Source organism: Amycolatopsis silviterrae, from assembly GCF_042684085.1.
Lineage (GTDB): Bacteria > Actinomycetota > Actinomycetes > Mycobacteriales > Pseudonocardiaceae > Amycolatopsis > Amycolatopsis silviterrae.
Genome location: NZ_JBHUKS010000017.1, coordinates 1 through 15181, shown reverse-complemented (window position 1 = coordinate 15181; position 15181 = coordinate 1). Strand labels below are relative to the sequence as shown.

The following is a 15181-nucleotide window of genomic DNA, read 5'->3' as shown; positions in this document are numbered from 1 at the left end:
CATGCTGCGTACCTTCCCCACCCGCGGCGCGCTCGTCCGGCCCCGCCGCACCGCCGCCGATGTAGCGGTATTCCTCGGCGCTGCCGCCGCGCTGTGGCTGATCGTGCGGCTCGCGCACGGCGCCGCCACCGCGTGGACTCCGGCGACCGCTCCGTCCACAGTGTCCACTGACCCGGCCGAACTCCCTTACTACGCCGGACGTTCGCTGCTGCGGATGTTCGTCGCACTCGTGTTGTCGGTCGGCTTCACCTTCGTCTACGCGACGGCCGCCGCGCGCTTGCGGCGGACCGAGAAGATCCTGTTGCCCGCGCTCGACATCCTCCAGTCGGTGCCGGTGCTCGGGTTCGTCTCGGTGACGATCACCGGGTTCATCGCGCTGTTCCCCGGCTCGCAGCTCGGCCTCGAATGCGCGTCGATCTTCGCGATCTTCACCTCGCAAGCCTGGAACATGACGTTCGCGTTCCACCACTCGCTGGTGTCGCAGCCGCGCGACCTGGACGAAGCGTCGCGGCTGATGCGGCTGTCGCGCTGGCAGCGGTTCTGGCGCGTCGACGTGCCGAGCGGGATGATCCCGCTGGTCTGGAACGGGATGATGAGCTTCGGCGGCGGCTGGTTCTTCCTCACCGCGTCCGAGGCGCTGAGCGTGAACAACCAGCAGTTCGCGCTGCCCGGCATCGGCTCCTACGTCGCGGCCGCCTCCGAAGCGGGCGACCTCGGCAAGGTGCTGCTGGCGGTCGGGGCGATGGTCGTACTGGTCGTCGGAGTGAACGTGCTGTTCTGGCGGCCGCTCACGGCGTGGTCGGAGCGGTTCCGGATCGAGAACTCCGAAGCCGCCGAAGCACCCCGCAGCCTGGTGCTCGACCTGCTGCGCCGCTCCCGGATCCCGGCGCTGCTCGGCCGGGTCCTCGGCAAGCTGATCTTCCCGCTCGACCGCGCGCTGGCGGTCTTCGGGCTGGCCGAGTACCCGTTGCGGTTCTCCCCCGCCCGGCGGCGCGCCGCGGACATCGTGTTCAGCGTCGTGGTGCTCGGGCTGATCGGCTACGGTGCCGTGCGCGCGGTGCTGTTCATCGGCGAAACCACCGGATACGGCGAGATCGGCCACGTGCTCTGGCTTGGGCTGATCACGTTCGCGCGGGTGGTGACGCTGGTGGTCGTCGGCACGCTGGTGTGGGTGCCGGTCGGGGTGTGGATCGGGATGAACCCGCGCGTGTCGCGGCTCGCGCAGCCGGTCGTGCAGGTGCTCGCGTCGTTCCCGGCGAACTTCCTCTTCCCGCTCATCACCGCGGTGCTCGTGGCGACCGGGATTTCCCTGGACTGGGGCGGCATCCTGCTGATGAGCCTCGGCGCGCAGTGGTACATCCTCTTCAACGTCATCGCGGGCGCCTCGGCCATCCCGCACGACCTGCGCGAGGCCGCCGCGAACCTGCGGCTGCCGCGCGCGCTGTGGTGGCGGCGGCTCGTGCTGCCGTCGATCTTCCCGAGCTACGTCACCGGCGGGATCACCGCGGCGGGCGGCGCGTGGAACGCCTCCATCGTCGCGGAAATCGTTTCGTACAACGGGGTCACGCTCACCGCGACCGGCCTCGGCGCGTACATCGCCGACGCGACCGGCTCCGGCGACTCCGGGCGGATCCTGCTCGGCGTCGCGGTGATGAGCCTGTACGTCGTCGGCCTCAACCGGCTCTTCTGGCGGCGGCTGTACCGCCTCGCCGAACGCCGATTCTCCCTGTCCTGAAAGGCATCCTCATGTCCGAAGTCCTCGTTTCCGTCGAGCACGTCAGCAAAAGCTTCCCCGGTTCGGCGGGCGACGAACTGCGCGTCCTCGACGACATCACGCTCGACCTGCGCGCGGGCGAGATCGTCGCGCTGCTGGGCCGTTCCGGCTCCGGGAAGTCGACGCTGCTGCGCACGATCGCCGGCCTGATCGGCCCGACCCGCGGCACCGTGCGCTACCGCGGCGAAGAACTCGACGGAGCCAATCCGGGCACCGCGATGGTGTTCCAGACCTTCGCGCTGATGCCGTGGCTGACCGTGCAGGACAACGTCGAACTCGGCCTCGCCGCGCGCGGGATCCCGCCGAAAGCCCGCCGGGAGAGCGCGTTGCGGGCGATCGACCTGATCGGCCTCGACGGCTTCGAATCCGCCTATCCCAAGGAGCTTTCCGGCGGCATGCGCCAGCGCGTCGGCTTCGCCCGCGCGCTCGTGCTAGAACCGGACGTGCTGCTGATGGACGAGCCTTTCTCCGCGCTCGACGTGCTGACCGCGGAAAACCTGCGCACCGAACTGATGAGCCTGTGGCAGCGCGACGACTTCCCCACCAAGGCGGTCTGCATCGTGACGCACAACATCGAGGAAGCGGTCCTGCTCGCCGACCGCGTGCTCGTCCTCGGCGCCAACCCCGGGAACCTGCGCGCGGAGGTCGAAATCGACCTCGCCCGCCCGCGCGACCGCAAGTCCCCCGCGTTCGCCGCGCTGGTCGAGCGGCTCTACGACCTGCTGACCGGACGCGACCCGGCGGCCGTCGAACCCGCGCAGGCCACGCCCACCGCACGGCCGCTGCCGCAGGCGTCGGTCGGCGGGCTCGCCGGTCTCGTGGAACTGGTGCACGCCCGCGGCGGGCACGCCGATCTGCCGGACCTCGCCGCCGAACTCACCTTCGAGGTCGACGACCTGCTGCCGCTCGTGGACGCCGCCGCCCTGCTCGACCTCCTCTTCGTGGCGGGCGGCGACCTGCACCTGACCCCGGTCGGCACGTCCTTCACCACCGCGGACATCCAGACCAGCAAGAAGATCTTCGCCGGCCAGGTCCGCGACCGGGCACCGCTGGTGCGCACGATCGTCAACGCGCTCGCCGCCAGCTCGGACGGCACGCTGCGCGCGGAGTTCTTCCTCGACCTCCTCCGCCGCGGCTTCTCCGCCGCCGACGCCCGGCAGCAGCTGGACACGGCGATCGACTGGGGCCGCTACGCGGAACTCTTCGACTACGACACCGACAGCGACCGGATCACCCTCGCCTCGTGAGCGGGGATGCCGGTTCTAACCGGCATCCCCACTCACGACGTCCTTGGGGGCCGCCGCCGGAGCATCCGCTGCCGGTTCCCGGTTCACCACCGCGATCGCCAGCGCCCCGATCACCGCCACCGCCGCGAACAGGTAGAAGCCCCACGGATACGCCAGCCCCGCCGACAGCAGCAGCCCGGTCACCAGCGGGCCGGAGATCGCGCCGAACCGGCCGATCCCGCTCGCCGCGCCGAGCCCGGTGCCGCGCGCGTCGGCGGGGTACACGCGGGCGACGTACACGTAGACCAGCACCTGCGAACTGAAGGTGAAGACTCCCGCCAGCAGCACTCCGACGTACACGCTCGCGCCGGGCAGCTTGATGCTCAGCAGCGCCAGGAACACCGCCGACGCGGCGAACCACACGATGGTCGACCGGCGGTGGCCGATCCGGTCCGCCACCCGGCCGCCGATCAGCAGGCCGATGACCGCGCCGACGTTCAGCACCAGCAGCAGCGCCAGCGCCGCGCCGAGTTCGTAGCCCGCCGCGCGCATGATCTGCGGCAGCCAGGTGTTCAGGCCGTACACCAGCAGCAGCCCCATGAACGACGTCACCCAGAACGCGATCGTCGCGCGGGCGTAGCCGTGCCGGAACAGGACGCCGAGCGGATTGCGGTTCGGCCGGGCTTCCTTCACCCGCTCCAGCACCTTCGACTCGGGCAGGAACTTCGCCATCAGCGGCACGAGGACCAGCGCGGGCACGGCCCCGATCACGAACATCCACTGCCAGCCGAACCGTTGCAGCACCAGGATTCCCAGCAGCGCGGTGAGCACCGCGCCGACGTGGTAGCCGGTCATCAGCACGGTGGTCGCGCTGCCGCCCCGGCCCACCCGCGCGTACTCGGTGATCAGCGCCAGCGCGGTCGGCAGCACGCCACCGAGGCCGAGGCCGGCCAGGAACCGCAGGATGCCGAACAGCCACGGCCCGGTCGCGAACGCGCAGAGCAGCGTGCAGATCGAGAAGCTGATCACGGTCAGCAGCATCATCTTGCGGCGGCCGAACAGGTCGCTGAGCGGGCCGGTCGAGAACGCGCCGACGGCCACGCCGAGCAGCCCGACCGCGGAGATCAGCGACGCCGTGTTGGGGTCGAGCCCCCACGAGGCGTCCTTGAGCAGCGCGGGCAGCACGACGCCCAGCACCACCAGGTCGAACCCTTCGATGGCCACCGCCGTCCAGCACAGCGGGGCCACCCAGCGGGCGTGCCGGGCCCGGGGATCGGTCGAGACCGTCATGTCATCACCTGCGTCGTCGGAGGGGACCTGGGTACTGCGGGGTACTGCGGGTACTGCCTAGAACGGGTACTGCGGGAGGTCGCCGCGCACGGTGACCCACTGCGTTTCGGTGAACGCCTCCAGGTTGGCCTGCGCGCCGCCGTGCCGGGAGCCGGTTCCCGAATCCCCCACCCCGCCGAACGGCGCGAGGGCTTCGTCGTTCACCGTCTGGTCGTTGACGTGCACCAGACCGGACGGGATCCGCTCGGCGAGCGCGAGCCCCCGCGCGGCGTCCCGGGTCAGGATGCCCAGCGAAAGCCCGTATTCGGTACCGCCGGCCAGGCGCACTGCTTCGTCCATTGTGGAGAACGGCACGACCGGCGCGACCGGGCCGAACACCTCCTGGGCGTAGGCGGGCGCGGTGAGCGGGACGTCGGTGAGCACGGTCGGGCGGTAGAACAGGTCCTCGTAAGTGCCGCCGGTCGCGATCTTCGCACCGGCCTCGGCGCTGCCGGTGACCACCGAATGGACGCGGTCGCGCTGTCCCGCGTCGATCAGCGGGCCGAGCGCGACGTCGCCGTCCGCCGGGTTGCCGACAGTCAGCTTGGCCGCGTGCTCGGCCAGCGCGGCCGCGTAGTCGTCGGCGATTTCGGCGGCGACCAGGTGCCGTCCGGTCGCCATGCAGATCTGCCCGGAGTGGTTGAACGACCCGAACGCGCCGACCGACGCGGCCTGCTCGACGTCCGCGTCCGCGAGCACGACCAGCGCCGAATTGCCGCCGAGTTCGAGGTGCACGCGCTTGAGCCGCTCCCCCGCCGCCGCGGCGATCCGGCGGCCCGCGTTCGTCGAACCGGTGAACGCGATGACGCGCACCAGCGGGTCTTCCACCAGCGCCGCCCCGACGTCCGCGCCGCCGGGAAGGAGGTGGAACAGACCGTCCGGCAGCCCGGCTTCCTCGAAGATCCGGGCCAGCACGACCCCGCCGCACACCGCGGTGCGCGGGTCCGGCTTCGCCAGCACCGCGTTGCCGAGCGCCAAGGCGGGCGCGATCGCGCGGATGGACAGGATCACCGGCGCGTTGAACGGCGAAATCACGCCGACCACGCCCGCCGGAACCCGGCGCGCCATCGACAGCCGAGGCTGGCTGGAACGCAACAGTTCCCCGTACGGATGCGCGGCGAGCGCGGCGGCTTCGTGGCATTCCTCCGCCGCGACCGCGCGGGTCTGGAACTGCGCGAACGCCCGTGTGGCACCGGATTCCCGCACGAGCCATTCGTCGATCTCGTCGCCGTGGTCCTCGAAAAGCCGCGCTGCCCGGCGCAACACCCGCGCCCGCTGGTCGTAGGGCCGCGCGGCCCACTCCCGCTGCGCTTCCCGCGCCGCGGCCGCGGCCTTGGCCACATCCGCCGGAGCCGCCGCGCCGACCTTGACCAGCGCGTTCCCGGTGGCGGGCTCGACCGCGTCGTATTCCCCGCCGGAGCCGGCGATCCAGCCGCCGGAGAAGATCCGGCCCTGCCATGCGGTGCCGAGCAAGGTCATGCCGTCACCGCCACTTCCAGCACCAACGGCTCCGTGCGCGCGGCCAACGTCGGCAGCACCTCGTTCAACACCGACTCCAGTTCTTCGTAGGTTTCCGCCCGCCGCGCCGGGCAGCCAAGCGATTTCGCGAGCCCGCTCACGCTGACCTCGTCAAAGCCGGGCCACGGCGCTTTCCCGCCCGCGGCCGTCCGTTCGCCGTGCCGGGCGGCGAGCTTGTCCATGATCGCGTAACCGCCGTTGGCCAGCACGATCACGAGCACGCCGACGCCGTAGTGCGCGGCGCTCCACAACGCCTGGATCGAGTACAGCGACGAGCCGTCCCCGATCACCGCCACCACCGGCCGCTTCAGCCCGCCCATCCGCAGCCCGATCGCCGCGGGCACGCCGAATCCCAGACCGCCCATGGCCGCGCTGAGGAACCCGAGCGGCTCCCGTGCCGGAACAAGGGCGTGCAGCAACGGACGGCTCGACGGCGATTCCTCGACCACCACCGCGTCCTTCGGCAACTGACGCGCGAGCAGCCCGAACACGTACTCCGGCGCGAGCGGCGCGCCAGGCTCCGGCGCCCCCGGCAGTTCGACCGTCCGGCCGATCCGCTCCGAGCCCGCCTCCCGCGCCGGAATCAGCTCGGCCAGCGGACCGCACACCGCCGACGGCCGCGCGAGCACCGCGAGATCGACTGGACTGCGGTGCGCCTCGTTCGGATCGTCGGTGACCACCGCGATCCGCGTGCCCGGCTCGGTGAACTGGCCCGGTTCCCGGGGGTACTGCCGGAAGACCGGCGCGCCGACCGAGAGCACCGCGTCGTGGCCAGACAACGCTTTCCGCAGTTCTTCGCGCCCCGCAGGCAGATGTCCGGCGAACTGCGGGTGATCCTGCGGGAATCCCGCACGGGCCCCGAACGCCTCCTGCCACACCGGGCACGCGAGCTTCCCGGCGAGCGCGGTCAGCCCCCGCCACGATTCGGCGTCGTCCGCCCCCGCACCCGCCACGAGCACCGGATTGCTCGCGGTACCAAGGAATTCCGCCAGCTCGGCCAGCACCGCGGGCTCCGCGGCAGTCGCCCGGACCAGCTTGGCAGGCGCGGGCAAGGGCTCGTCCACGCCCGCGGGCTCCGCCCAGTCGTCCATCGGCACGATCACCAGCGCCGGCCCGCGATGCTCGCGCGCCTCGTGCCAGGCCCGGGCCAGCGCGCCCGGAACGTCCTGCGGGCGCGGCGGTTCCGCGATCCACACCGGCGCGGGCCGGGCAAGGTCGTCGAGCCGGTTGCCGGTCAGGAACGGCTCCAGCGCGAGATGACGGCGGTCCTGCTGCCCGACGAGCACCACCAGCGGCGCCCGGTTCACCCGCGCCGTCGCCAGCGCCCCGACCGCGTTCCCCAGCCCGGCGGTCGTGTGCAGGATCGCGACCGCGGGCCGGTCGTTCGCGAGCGCCCACCCGGTCGCCATGCCGACCACCGACCCCTCGTGCAGCGCCAGCACGAACTCGAGATCGTCCGGCAGGTCGGTGAGCAGCGCGATCTCGGTCGACCCTGGATTGGCGAACACCGTCGTGGCGCCGAACCGGCGGAGCACGTCGAACGCGGCGTCGCGGACGGTCGGGGCAGGGCTCACGGATTCTCCTCGGGCAGTGCGAGCGGGTGGGTCCGGAGTGTCCCGGTCCAGCCCCCGGCCGCCCAGCCCCTCTTCCACTCAGCGGAAGAGTTCTTCAGCCCTGCAACGCGCGCGTGACCCCGAGCGCGGCCATCCGCACCACCGGCACCAGCGGCGACAAATTCGGCGTGCAACTGGGCACCACCACGGAAATCGCCGCCACGACCCGATCGCCCGGCCCGCGCACCGGAGCCGCCACGGACGACGCGCCCTCGGTCATCTCGTTGCGGGAGATGCAGAACCCCTGCAACCGGACCTCCGCCAGCACCTGCCGCAACCGCGCCGGGTCGGTGATCGTCCCGCTGGCCCGCCGCTCCAGCCCTCTGGCGAGAATGCCGTCCAGGCACTCCGCGGGCGCATGCGCGAGCAGCACCTTGCCGGGCCCCGCCGCGTGCAACGGAAGCCGCAGCCCGACCCGCGAGGTCACCACGACATCCGGATGCGCTTCCAGCTTCTCCAGGTACAACGCGCGGTCCCCGTCGAGCACCACCAGGTGGACGACCTCATGCGTCACCTGGAGGAGATCCTGGAGGAAGGGAAGCGCGACGTCCCGCAACTCCCGCCCGCCCGGCGCCTGCGCCCCGAGCTGCCACAACCGCAGCCCGATCCGGTAGCGCCCGCGCCCCGTGCGCTCGAGCGCACCCCAGCCGGTCAGCTCGGCCAGCAGCCGATGCACAGTGGCGGGCGCGAGCCCGGTCGCCCGGGTAATCTCGCCATGAGTCTGCTCGGGTCGGCCGGACAAGAACGAATCCAGCACCGCGAACGCGCGGCTGAGAACCGTGCGCCCGGGTTCGGCGGCGTTGCCGGCGATCGATGCCTCCGGGGCTGCGGTGGAACGGGACGGGGACTGGCCGCCCATCATCCGCCAGTCCCGCGAACACGGCAACCCGCCGCGGCCCCCACTGTCCACACGGGACACCCGGCCTCGCCCGCGGCACCCGCCTCGACCGCCCGCTCCGCGCTCCCCTCGCCGCCCTCCCGCCGCCCGCCGCTGCCCGCACGCCCGCCCCGGCGATCCGTGAGGGCCACCTTCACAGACCCTGATTCCCCCAGGGTTCCCCTCACGACCCACCACCGCCCCCGGCCGGTCCGTGAGGGGCCCCTTCACGGACCCAGATTCCCTCAAGGTGCCCTTCACAGACCTCAGCCACCGCCACCCGAAGCGCCCCAATGCGGCGTTGGGTGCATCCCACGCAACCAACGCCACATTGGGTGCATCTGACGCACCCAATGCCACATTGGGGCGCAAGCCCCACCCCCAACCGCCACCGATGCACTCACCCAGCGAGGCACCCAGCCCCACCCCCGCACCCCGATACGAAGCCTCCCTGCGCTCGGCGGGTGCTTGTCAAGGCATCTTTCCCGCCTTGACAAGCACCCGCCGAGCGTCAGCACAATCAGGCTTCGGGGTGCCCCACGCAACCAGGCCTCACCGCCCGAACGTATTAACCCGGGGCGAAACATCCAACGCCCCTTGATTAAACGTCACCGCCACCCCACGCCCCCGCACCCGAGAAGCCCCTTGATCAATCTTCCACCCATCAACCCGAACCCCAACCCCCCGCCGAACCACATCCCGCTCCACCGGAACCCGAACAACAGAAGATTCCCCACCCACCAAACTCAAGTAATTATCACTAAACGCAGCAGGCAAAACCCGCTCCCCAGTCCGAGTGTCATAAACCTGCAAATGCACCATCAACGCCACCACCCGCCCCACATTCCGAACCTCAACCACCACCTCCTGCCCCTCAACCCGCGCCTCCACCGAAACCGCAGCCGGAGCCATCTCATCCAACCCAGAAAACCCCGCCGCCCGAGCAGGATTCTCCACCCAGTAAAAGTTCCGAACCACCCCACCGGAACCCCGAAACACCAACCGCACAAAAACAACCTCCCCCGAAGCCCCCTTCACCAGCGAAGCAACACTCCCCACCACCGAACGATCAGCCCCCGCCACCCCACCCACCGGCAGCGACTCCCGGGCAATCTCCGCCCCATCCAACCCATAAACCCCAACATCAACCCACCCACGCACCGCCGCCGCAGTATGATTAGCCACCACGACATCCAAACTCCGCCCGTCGAGAATCACATTGACCCGCCGACAAGCATGCTGAACCGCATAAAACGACGAATGCGCCTCAAGATCATGACTATACATCTGCCACACAAAGCTAGGCTGCGCAGGATTGGTCATCCACATAATCACCCCAGTGCGCGGATAAGGCCGCACACTCCCCATAAACGCCACCGGAGCCTCATAAATAGCCCTAATGCACTCATAATTCATCAACTGCGACTTACGCGCGAAGTCCGGCAGGTTCCGAATCTCCCCATACCGCTCAGCAGTCAACCGCAGATACCCCGCCCCGCCCCCGTTCCCGCCGTTACCATTGACATCCCGATCAGCCCAGAAATCATCCGGCCGCTCCCACGAAGCCTCCGGCAGCATCTTCCGGATGAACTCCAGCGTCGGAATTGAATAAGACCCGACCTCATTGTGAAACGGCGGCCACTGCGTCCCGTCGCTCAGCTCGAAATGCCGGGCAGGCGGCACCCAATGGTACGGCCCGCCGGACCGATACCCGTCCACCGGATCAGCCCCGGTATCCCCCGCGGAACTCGTCAGCACCACCCGCTGCGGATCCAGCTCCGCCACCAGCGCGTCCAGCCCGTCCACCAGCGGCTGCGGCGGCGGTCCCTCATTCCCGCCGCACCACAGCAAGATCGACGGATGATTGCGAAACCGCACAATGCAATCCCGGATATTGGCAAGATCCCGATCCACGTTCTCCGCCGCCGGACCCTCCGTAGAACAGAAGAAGTCCTGCCAAACCAGAATCCCGTACTCGTCGCAAGCAGCGAAGAAGTCCTCGGTACTGCTCTGCCCATTCCAATTCCGGATCAAGTTCAGGTTGGCGTCCCGATGCAACCGCACCTGCGCACGCAACCGCTCCCGGGGAATCCGCTTGAGCGCCTCGTCCAGCCCCCAGTTGCCGCCCATCACCAGGATCGGCTGATTGTTCACCGTGATCGCCAGGCAGTCGCTCATCTCCCCGGAAGGCGACTGGATCGGCCGCGTGTACTCGATCCGCCGAACCCCGAACTCCACCGTCCGCTCGTCGTGCACCTGCCCACCGGACTCGACCCCGACAGTCAACCCGTACCGATAGGGCTCCCCATAACCGTTGGGCCACCACAACTTCGGCCGCTCCAACCGCAAACAGCCGATCTCCTTCGAGGTCAGCTTCACCGACGAAGCACCGGCAGGCACAGAGACCGCCCGCCGGAACTCCCGCCCGTCGAGCGACCCCTTCACCACCACGGACTTCCCCGCCGCACTGTCCAGGGCAAGCTCGACCACGACATCCGCCGTCCGCAAGTCCGGCGACAGCGTCGAAGTGACGTGCACATCGGCCACCCGGACCGGCCCAGTGGTACGCCAGGTGACCGGCTGCCAGATGCCGAGGTCCCGATCCGGAATCGTCGGCAGCCAGTCCCACCCAGCGGTGCAAAAGAACGTCGGCCCGTTCTTCAACGTGATCCCGGTCGGACCGCCGTTGCGCCCGCCCCGCGTCACCCCGCTGGCGTAACTCGGCAACGCGGGCGGATCGGTGTAATCGAGCTTCCCGACCAGCACCGCGAGCCACGCCACCCCGTCCGCCTTCGCGACGATGTCCGTGACCTCGAAGACCGCCCGCTTGAACGCGCCTTCGACAGTCCCCACCTCGACGCCGTTGAGCCAGACCGTCCCGAGGTAGTTGATCCCGTCGAACTGCAGCCAGAACCGCTGGCCCGGAACCAGCTTCGGCACGCGGAACGCGACGCGGTACCAGTAACCGGTGTCCTTGAGCGTGTCCGGAACGGTGTCGGTCACGATGTGGCCGTACAGCGGATCGGGGTACTCGCCGTTGGCGATCATGCTGGTGAGCGGCGTCCCCGGAACGACCGCCGGCTTCAGGCCGGCGACCTCCTCCGCACTGGCCAGCGTCTTCCCGGACATCTCGGCGCCGTCCGCCGCGACGAAGGTCCAGCCGCGGGAAATCTCGCCGCCGCCCGCGCGGACCGGACGGGTTTCCGCCCCCGCGGTGCCGGACAGTCCCCACGCACCGAGCACCCCACCGCCCGCGACAGCAATCCCGCCGGACAGGAAACGCCTGCGATTCACCTCGGCCACGTCGCTCCCCAAGCCTTGTCTGACATCGTTGTCAACCCTGCGCGAACTCCATTATTCGGCCGTCCGCGGCCTCGATGTCAAGCGGCATCAGGAGGTTTCCCCCGCGCCCGCCGGATTCCTGTCGGGCGGACAAGCGGCGCCGGACACCCCAGAGTAGTCGCCGCTGCGCCATCGGAAGGAACCTTTACGAATTCGGCGGGAAATCGGTCCGCGCCCCTGGCGACCGGCTGCCTTGCGCTTTTAGGGTGACGGCGTTCGAGGCGGGGCTCCCGCCCCGCGCACCGGTGCACCACCCGAAGGAAAGCGAGTTTCCTCATGCACGAACCCGTCGAGATGTGGACCGCGCCCGACTTCGTCGAGTACGAAACGCCGATGGAGGTCACCGCCTACGCGGCCCGCATGGAGGACTGACCCCGCCGGGACGGGGCCGGTCCGCCGCGGTCCCGTCCGTCCCGGAAAACCGTTCCGCTCAGCGAGAATCCCGGAGTACGCGAATGTCCACAGTGCACCCGATGAGTCCGGCGGAGTTCACCGGAGCCCTGCGCGGCCTCGACCGCCGCTACTGGGGCAGCCACCCGTTCCACCGGCGGATGCACGCCGGCGAACTGACCCAGCGCGAGCTGAAACTGTGGGCGGCCAATCGCTGGTACTACCAATGCGTGCTGCCGCGCAAAGACGCGGCGATCATCAGCAACTGCCCGATTCCGGAAATCCGGCGGGCCTGGCTCGACCGGATCGTCTACCACGACGGAGCCGCCGAAGGAGAAGGCGGAGCCGAACGCTGGCTGCGGCTGTGCGCGGCTGTCGGCCTCGATCGCGCCGAGGTCCTCGACGAACGGCATGTCGCCCCGGGCGTCCGGTTTGCCGTCGACGCCTACGTCACGTTCGCGCGCACCAAACCCTGGGTCGAAGGCGTCGCCTCCGGGCTGACCGAGATGTTCGCCGGGCACCTGATGCAGCAGCGCGTGGCCGACGTGCTGGCGAACTACTCGTGGATCTCCCGCGACGACCTGGCGTATTTCACGAACCGCATCGACAAGGTCTCCGGCGAGGGCAAGGACACTTTGGACATTGTCGTGCGGTACTGCGTCACCCGTGCGCAGCAAGAGAAAGCGGTGGCCGCGTTGTCGTTCAAGTGCGACGTCCTGTGGTCGATGCTCGACGCCATCGAACGCGCCGCCGCCGGGGAGTGAGCTGATGGACACCATCACCGCCGCGTCGGTGCCGAAGCTGCGCGTCGGCGTGCGACTGACGTTCGATCACGTACGCGGAGTGCACGTGCTGTTGTTCCCGGAAGGCGTGCTGGTGCCGAACCCCACCGCCACCGCGGTCCTGGAACTGTGCGACGGCGCTACGCCGGTCTCCGGCATCATCACGAGCTTGAGCCACCGGTACCGGGGCGTGCGGGAGGACGACGTCCTGGCCGTGCTGGCCCGGTTCGGGCAACGGCGGGTGATCGAATGGACGTGACCGCACCCCTGGGGCTGCTCGCCGAGCTGACGCACCGGTGTCCCCTGCACTGCGCGTACTGCTCGAATCCCTTGGAACTCGTGACCAGGTCCGCGGAACTGTCCACTGTGGAGTGGACGGACGCGCTGTCGCAGGCCCGCGACCTTGGCGTGCTGCAGGTCCACCTCTCCGGCGGGGAACCGCTGGCGCGCCCGGATCTTCCGGAACTGGTCACGCATGCGAGCGACCTCGGCTGCTACGTCAACCTCGTCACCTCCGGCCTAGGCCTGACCGAGCAGCGCTTGACCGACCTCGCAGCCCGAGGCCTCGCCCACGTCCAGCTCTCCGCACAGGCCGCCACCCCGGACCGCGCGAACCTGCTCGCCGGCGCGAAAGCCTTCGACCGAAAGCTGGCCGCCGCCGAACTGGTGAAGGCCGCCGGCCTGCCGCTGACCGTGAATGTGGTGCTGCACCGGCAAAACCACGACGAACTGGCCGCGATCATCGACCTCGCCGAGTCGATGGGCGCGGACCGCCTTGAGCTGGCCAACACCCAGTACTACGGCTGGGCCCTGCGCAACCGCGACGCCCTGATGCCCACCCGCGCGCAGCTCGCCGCCGCGGAACCCGTGGTGCGCGCGGCCGTCGAACGCCTCCGCGGCACGATGGAGATCATCTACGTCGTCGCCGACTACTACGAGCCGTTCCCCAAACCGTGCATGCACGGCTGGGGCGCGCGCCAGCTCACCATCGCTCCCGACGGCACCGTGCTGCCCTGCCCCGCCGCGACCGCGATCACCACGCTCACCCTCGACAACGTCCGCGACACCGCACTGGCCGACATCTGGTACCGCTCGGAGTCCTTCAACGCCTACCGCGGCGAAGACTGGATGAGCGAACCGTGCCGCACCTGCGACCGCCGCACCACCGACTTCGGCGGCTGCCGCTGCCAGGCGTTCCAGCTGACCGGCGACGCGGCCAACGCCGACCCGGTGTGCTCCCGCTCCCCGCACCGCGGCACGGTCGACCTGATCCTCGCCGCACCGTCCACTCCGGACTTGGTCATGCGCGGTCCAGCCCGATGAAGGTCATCCTCCTGGGCACCGCGGCCGGCGGCGGTTTTCCGCAGTGGAATTGCGCCTGCGCCCAGTGCACGTCGACCGCTCCGCCGCGCACGCAGGACAGCGTCGCCTTCAGCGCCGACGGCCGCACCTGGCACCTGCTCAACGCCTCGCCCGACATCCGCGCCCAAATCCTGGCGACCCCAGCGTTACGGGCAGGCCCCGGCCCACGCGAGACGCCCCTGCGCAGCATCCTCCTGACCGACGCGGAACTCGACCACACCCTCGGCCTGCTCATGCTCCGCGAGGCGGCCGACCTGACCGTCCACGCACCCGCCGCCGCCCTGCACGCGCTGACCGACCACTTCCCGGCCCGCCCGATCATCGGCGGCTACCACGACTGGACCTGGCTCCCCACCACGGAAACCACCCTCGACGGTTTACGCATCACCTCCCTTCCCATCAGCGACAAACAACCGAAATACGCCCGAGGCTCCGCCCATCCCGGCCCCTGGGTCGTGGCGTACCGCATCCACGACCCGTCCACCGGCGGCATCCTCGTGTACGCGCCGTGCCTGCGCACGTGGCCGCCCGGCTTCGACGCGTTCACCGAAGGCGCGACCCTCGTCCTCCTCGACGGCACCTTCCACAGCGGCACGGAGTTCACCCACGCCACCGAGAACGCCAACCCAGCCGCCCAGCACGCGATGGGCCACCTGCCGATCACGACCACCCTGGCGACGATCACTCACCGGCCGGGTGGCACGCGGTGGGCGTACACCCACCTGAACAACACCAACCCGGTCGTCGCGCCGACCAGCAACGAGCACGCCCTGGTGCTGGACGCGGGCGCGGAACTGCCGCCGGACGGCACCGAGTTCACGCTCTGAACGACGTGCTCAGTCGCGTACCTACCTCGCCGACGCTGGTTCCGCAGGCGCGGCGGGACCACCCTCGCCGCCCCTTCACCGACACCGGTCCCACAGGCACGACACGACCACCCTCGCCGCTCCCTCACCGACACCGGTCCC

Annotated in this window: 12 protein-coding genes; 7 read left to right on the top strand and 5 right to left on the bottom strand. The window is 69.9% G+C overall.

Features of this window, described 5'->3' with window-relative positions; all coding sequences use genetic code 11:
- The first annotated feature begins 1 nt into the window (after position 1).
- Together ACFSVL_RS24325 and ACFSVL_RS24320 are read left to right on the top strand one after the other, a co-directional pair.
- Positions 2-1735 carry an ABC transporter permease gene (locus ACFSVL_RS24325; protein ID WP_378307844.1) on the top strand — a complete coding sequence of 578 codons (1734 nt, stop codon included), beginning with the start codon at positions 2-4 and terminating at the stop codon, positions 1733-1735.
- Between the two features lie 11 nt (positions 1736-1746).
- The gene (locus ACFSVL_RS24320; RefSeq protein WP_378307843.1) at positions 1747-3021 is read left to right on the top strand and encodes an ABC transporter ATP-binding protein; all 1275 of its coding nucleotides are present in this window, start codon (positions 1747-1749) and stop codon (positions 3019-3021) included.
- A 15-nt stretch (positions 3022-3036) separates the two neighbouring features.
- Here the strand turns inward: ACFSVL_RS24320 and ACFSVL_RS24315 are convergent, their stop codons facing one another.
- The 5 genes from ACFSVL_RS24315 to ACFSVL_RS24295 form a co-directional block, all read right to left on the bottom strand.
- On the bottom strand, positions 3037-4290 hold the full coding sequence (locus tag ACFSVL_RS24315; protein WP_378307842.1) for an MFS transporter: 1254 nt from the start codon (positions 4288-4290) through the stop codon (positions 3037-3039).
- A gap of 57 nt (positions 4291-4347) precedes the next feature.
- Positions 4348-5808: an aldehyde dehydrogenase family protein gene (locus ACFSVL_RS24310; protein ID WP_378307841.1), complete on the bottom strand. Its 1461-nt coding sequence runs from the start codon at positions 5806-5808 to the stop codon at positions 4348-4350.
- Entirely contained in the window at positions 5805-7421 is a 1617-nt protein-coding gene (locus tag ACFSVL_RS24305; RefSeq protein WP_378307840.1) for a thiamine pyrophosphate-dependent enzyme, read from the bottom strand. Before ACFSVL_RS24305 ends, ACFSVL_RS24310 begins: the two co-directional genes overlap by 4 nt.
- A 94-nt stretch (positions 7422-7515) precedes the next feature.
- A complete protein-coding gene (locus tag ACFSVL_RS24300; RefSeq protein WP_378307839.1) occupies positions 7516-8370 on the bottom strand; it encodes an IclR family transcriptional regulator in 855 nt (284 codons plus the stop codon).
- Positions 8371-8889: 519 nt separating this feature from the next.
- Positions 8890-11640, bottom strand: a complete 2751-nt coding sequence (locus tag ACFSVL_RS24295) for a glycoside hydrolase family 2 protein (protein WP_378307838.1) — start codon at positions 11638-11640, stop codon at positions 8890-8892.
- Positions 11641-11955: 315 nt separating this feature from the next.
- Between ACFSVL_RS24295 and pqqA the strand changes: the two genes are divergently transcribed.
- The 5 genes from pqqA to pqqB all read left to right on the top strand — a co-directional run bounded on the left by pqqA (position 11956) and on the right by pqqB (position 15040).
- The gene (pqqA, locus tag ACFSVL_RS24290) at positions 11956-12051 is read left to right on the top strand and encodes a pyrroloquinoline quinone precursor peptide PqqA (protein ID WP_378307837.1); all 96 of its coding nucleotides are present in this window, start codon (positions 11956-11958) and stop codon (positions 12049-12051) included.
- Positions 12052-12152: 101 nt separating this feature from the next.
- Complete coding sequence (gene pqqC / locus ACFSVL_RS24285) at positions 12153-12833, top strand: pyrroloquinoline-quinone synthase PqqC (protein ID WP_378307836.1); 681 nt, start codon at positions 12153-12155, stop codon at positions 12831-12833.
- A 4-nt stretch (positions 12834-12837) separates the two neighbouring features.
- A complete protein-coding gene (gene pqqD / locus ACFSVL_RS24280) occupies positions 12838-13110 on the top strand; it encodes a pyrroloquinoline quinone biosynthesis peptide chaperone PqqD (protein ID WP_378307835.1) in 273 nt (90 codons plus the stop codon).
- Positions 13101-14174: a pyrroloquinoline quinone biosynthesis protein PqqE gene (gene pqqE / locus ACFSVL_RS24275; protein WP_378307834.1), complete on the top strand. Its 1074-nt coding sequence runs from the start codon at positions 13101-13103 to the stop codon at positions 14172-14174. The genes pqqD and pqqE overlap by 10 nt, the downstream gene beginning before the upstream one ends.
- Entirely contained in the window at positions 14171-15040 is an 870-nt protein-coding gene (pqqB, locus tag ACFSVL_RS24270) for a pyrroloquinoline quinone biosynthesis protein PqqB (protein ID WP_378307833.1), read from the top strand. The genes pqqE and pqqB overlap by 4 nt, the downstream gene beginning before the upstream one ends.
- The last annotated feature ends 141 nt before the right edge of the window (positions 15041-15181 follow it).

Bases quoted from the DNA above. Each gene is read 5' to 3' on its own strand.
- ACFSVL_RS24325 (WP_378307844.1), top strand. From the start codon at position 2: ATGCTGCGTACCTTCCCCACCCGCGGCGCGCTCGTCCGGCCCCGCCGC.
- ACFSVL_RS24320 (WP_378307843.1), top strand. From the start codon at position 1,747: ATGTCCGAAGTCCTCGTTTCCGTCGAGCACGTCAGCAAAAGCTTCCCC.
- ACFSVL_RS24315 (WP_378307842.1), bottom strand. From the start codon at position 4,290: ATGACGGTCTCGACCGATCCCCGGGCCCGGCACGCCCGCTGGGTGGCC.
- ACFSVL_RS24310 (WP_378307841.1), bottom strand. From the start codon at position 5,808: ATGACCTTGCTCGGCACCGCATGGCAGGGCCGGATCTTCTCCGGCGGC.
- pqqA (WP_378307837.1), top strand. From the start codon at position 11,956: ATGCACGAACCCGTCGAGATGTGGACCGCGCCCGACTTCGTCGAGTAC.
- pqqC (WP_378307836.1), top strand. From the start codon at position 12,153: ATGAGTCCGGCGGAGTTCACCGGAGCCCTGCGCGGCCTCGACCGCCGC.
- pqqD (WP_378307835.1), top strand. From the start codon at position 12,838: ATGGACACCATCACCGCCGCGTCGGTGCCGAAGCTGCGCGTCGGCGTG.
- pqqE (WP_378307834.1), top strand. From the start codon at position 13,101: ATGGACGTGACCGCACCCCTGGGGCTGCTCGCCGAGCTGACGCACCGG.
- pqqB (WP_378307833.1), top strand. From the start codon at position 14,171: ATGAAGGTCATCCTCCTGGGCACCGCGGCCGGCGGCGGTTTTCCGCAG.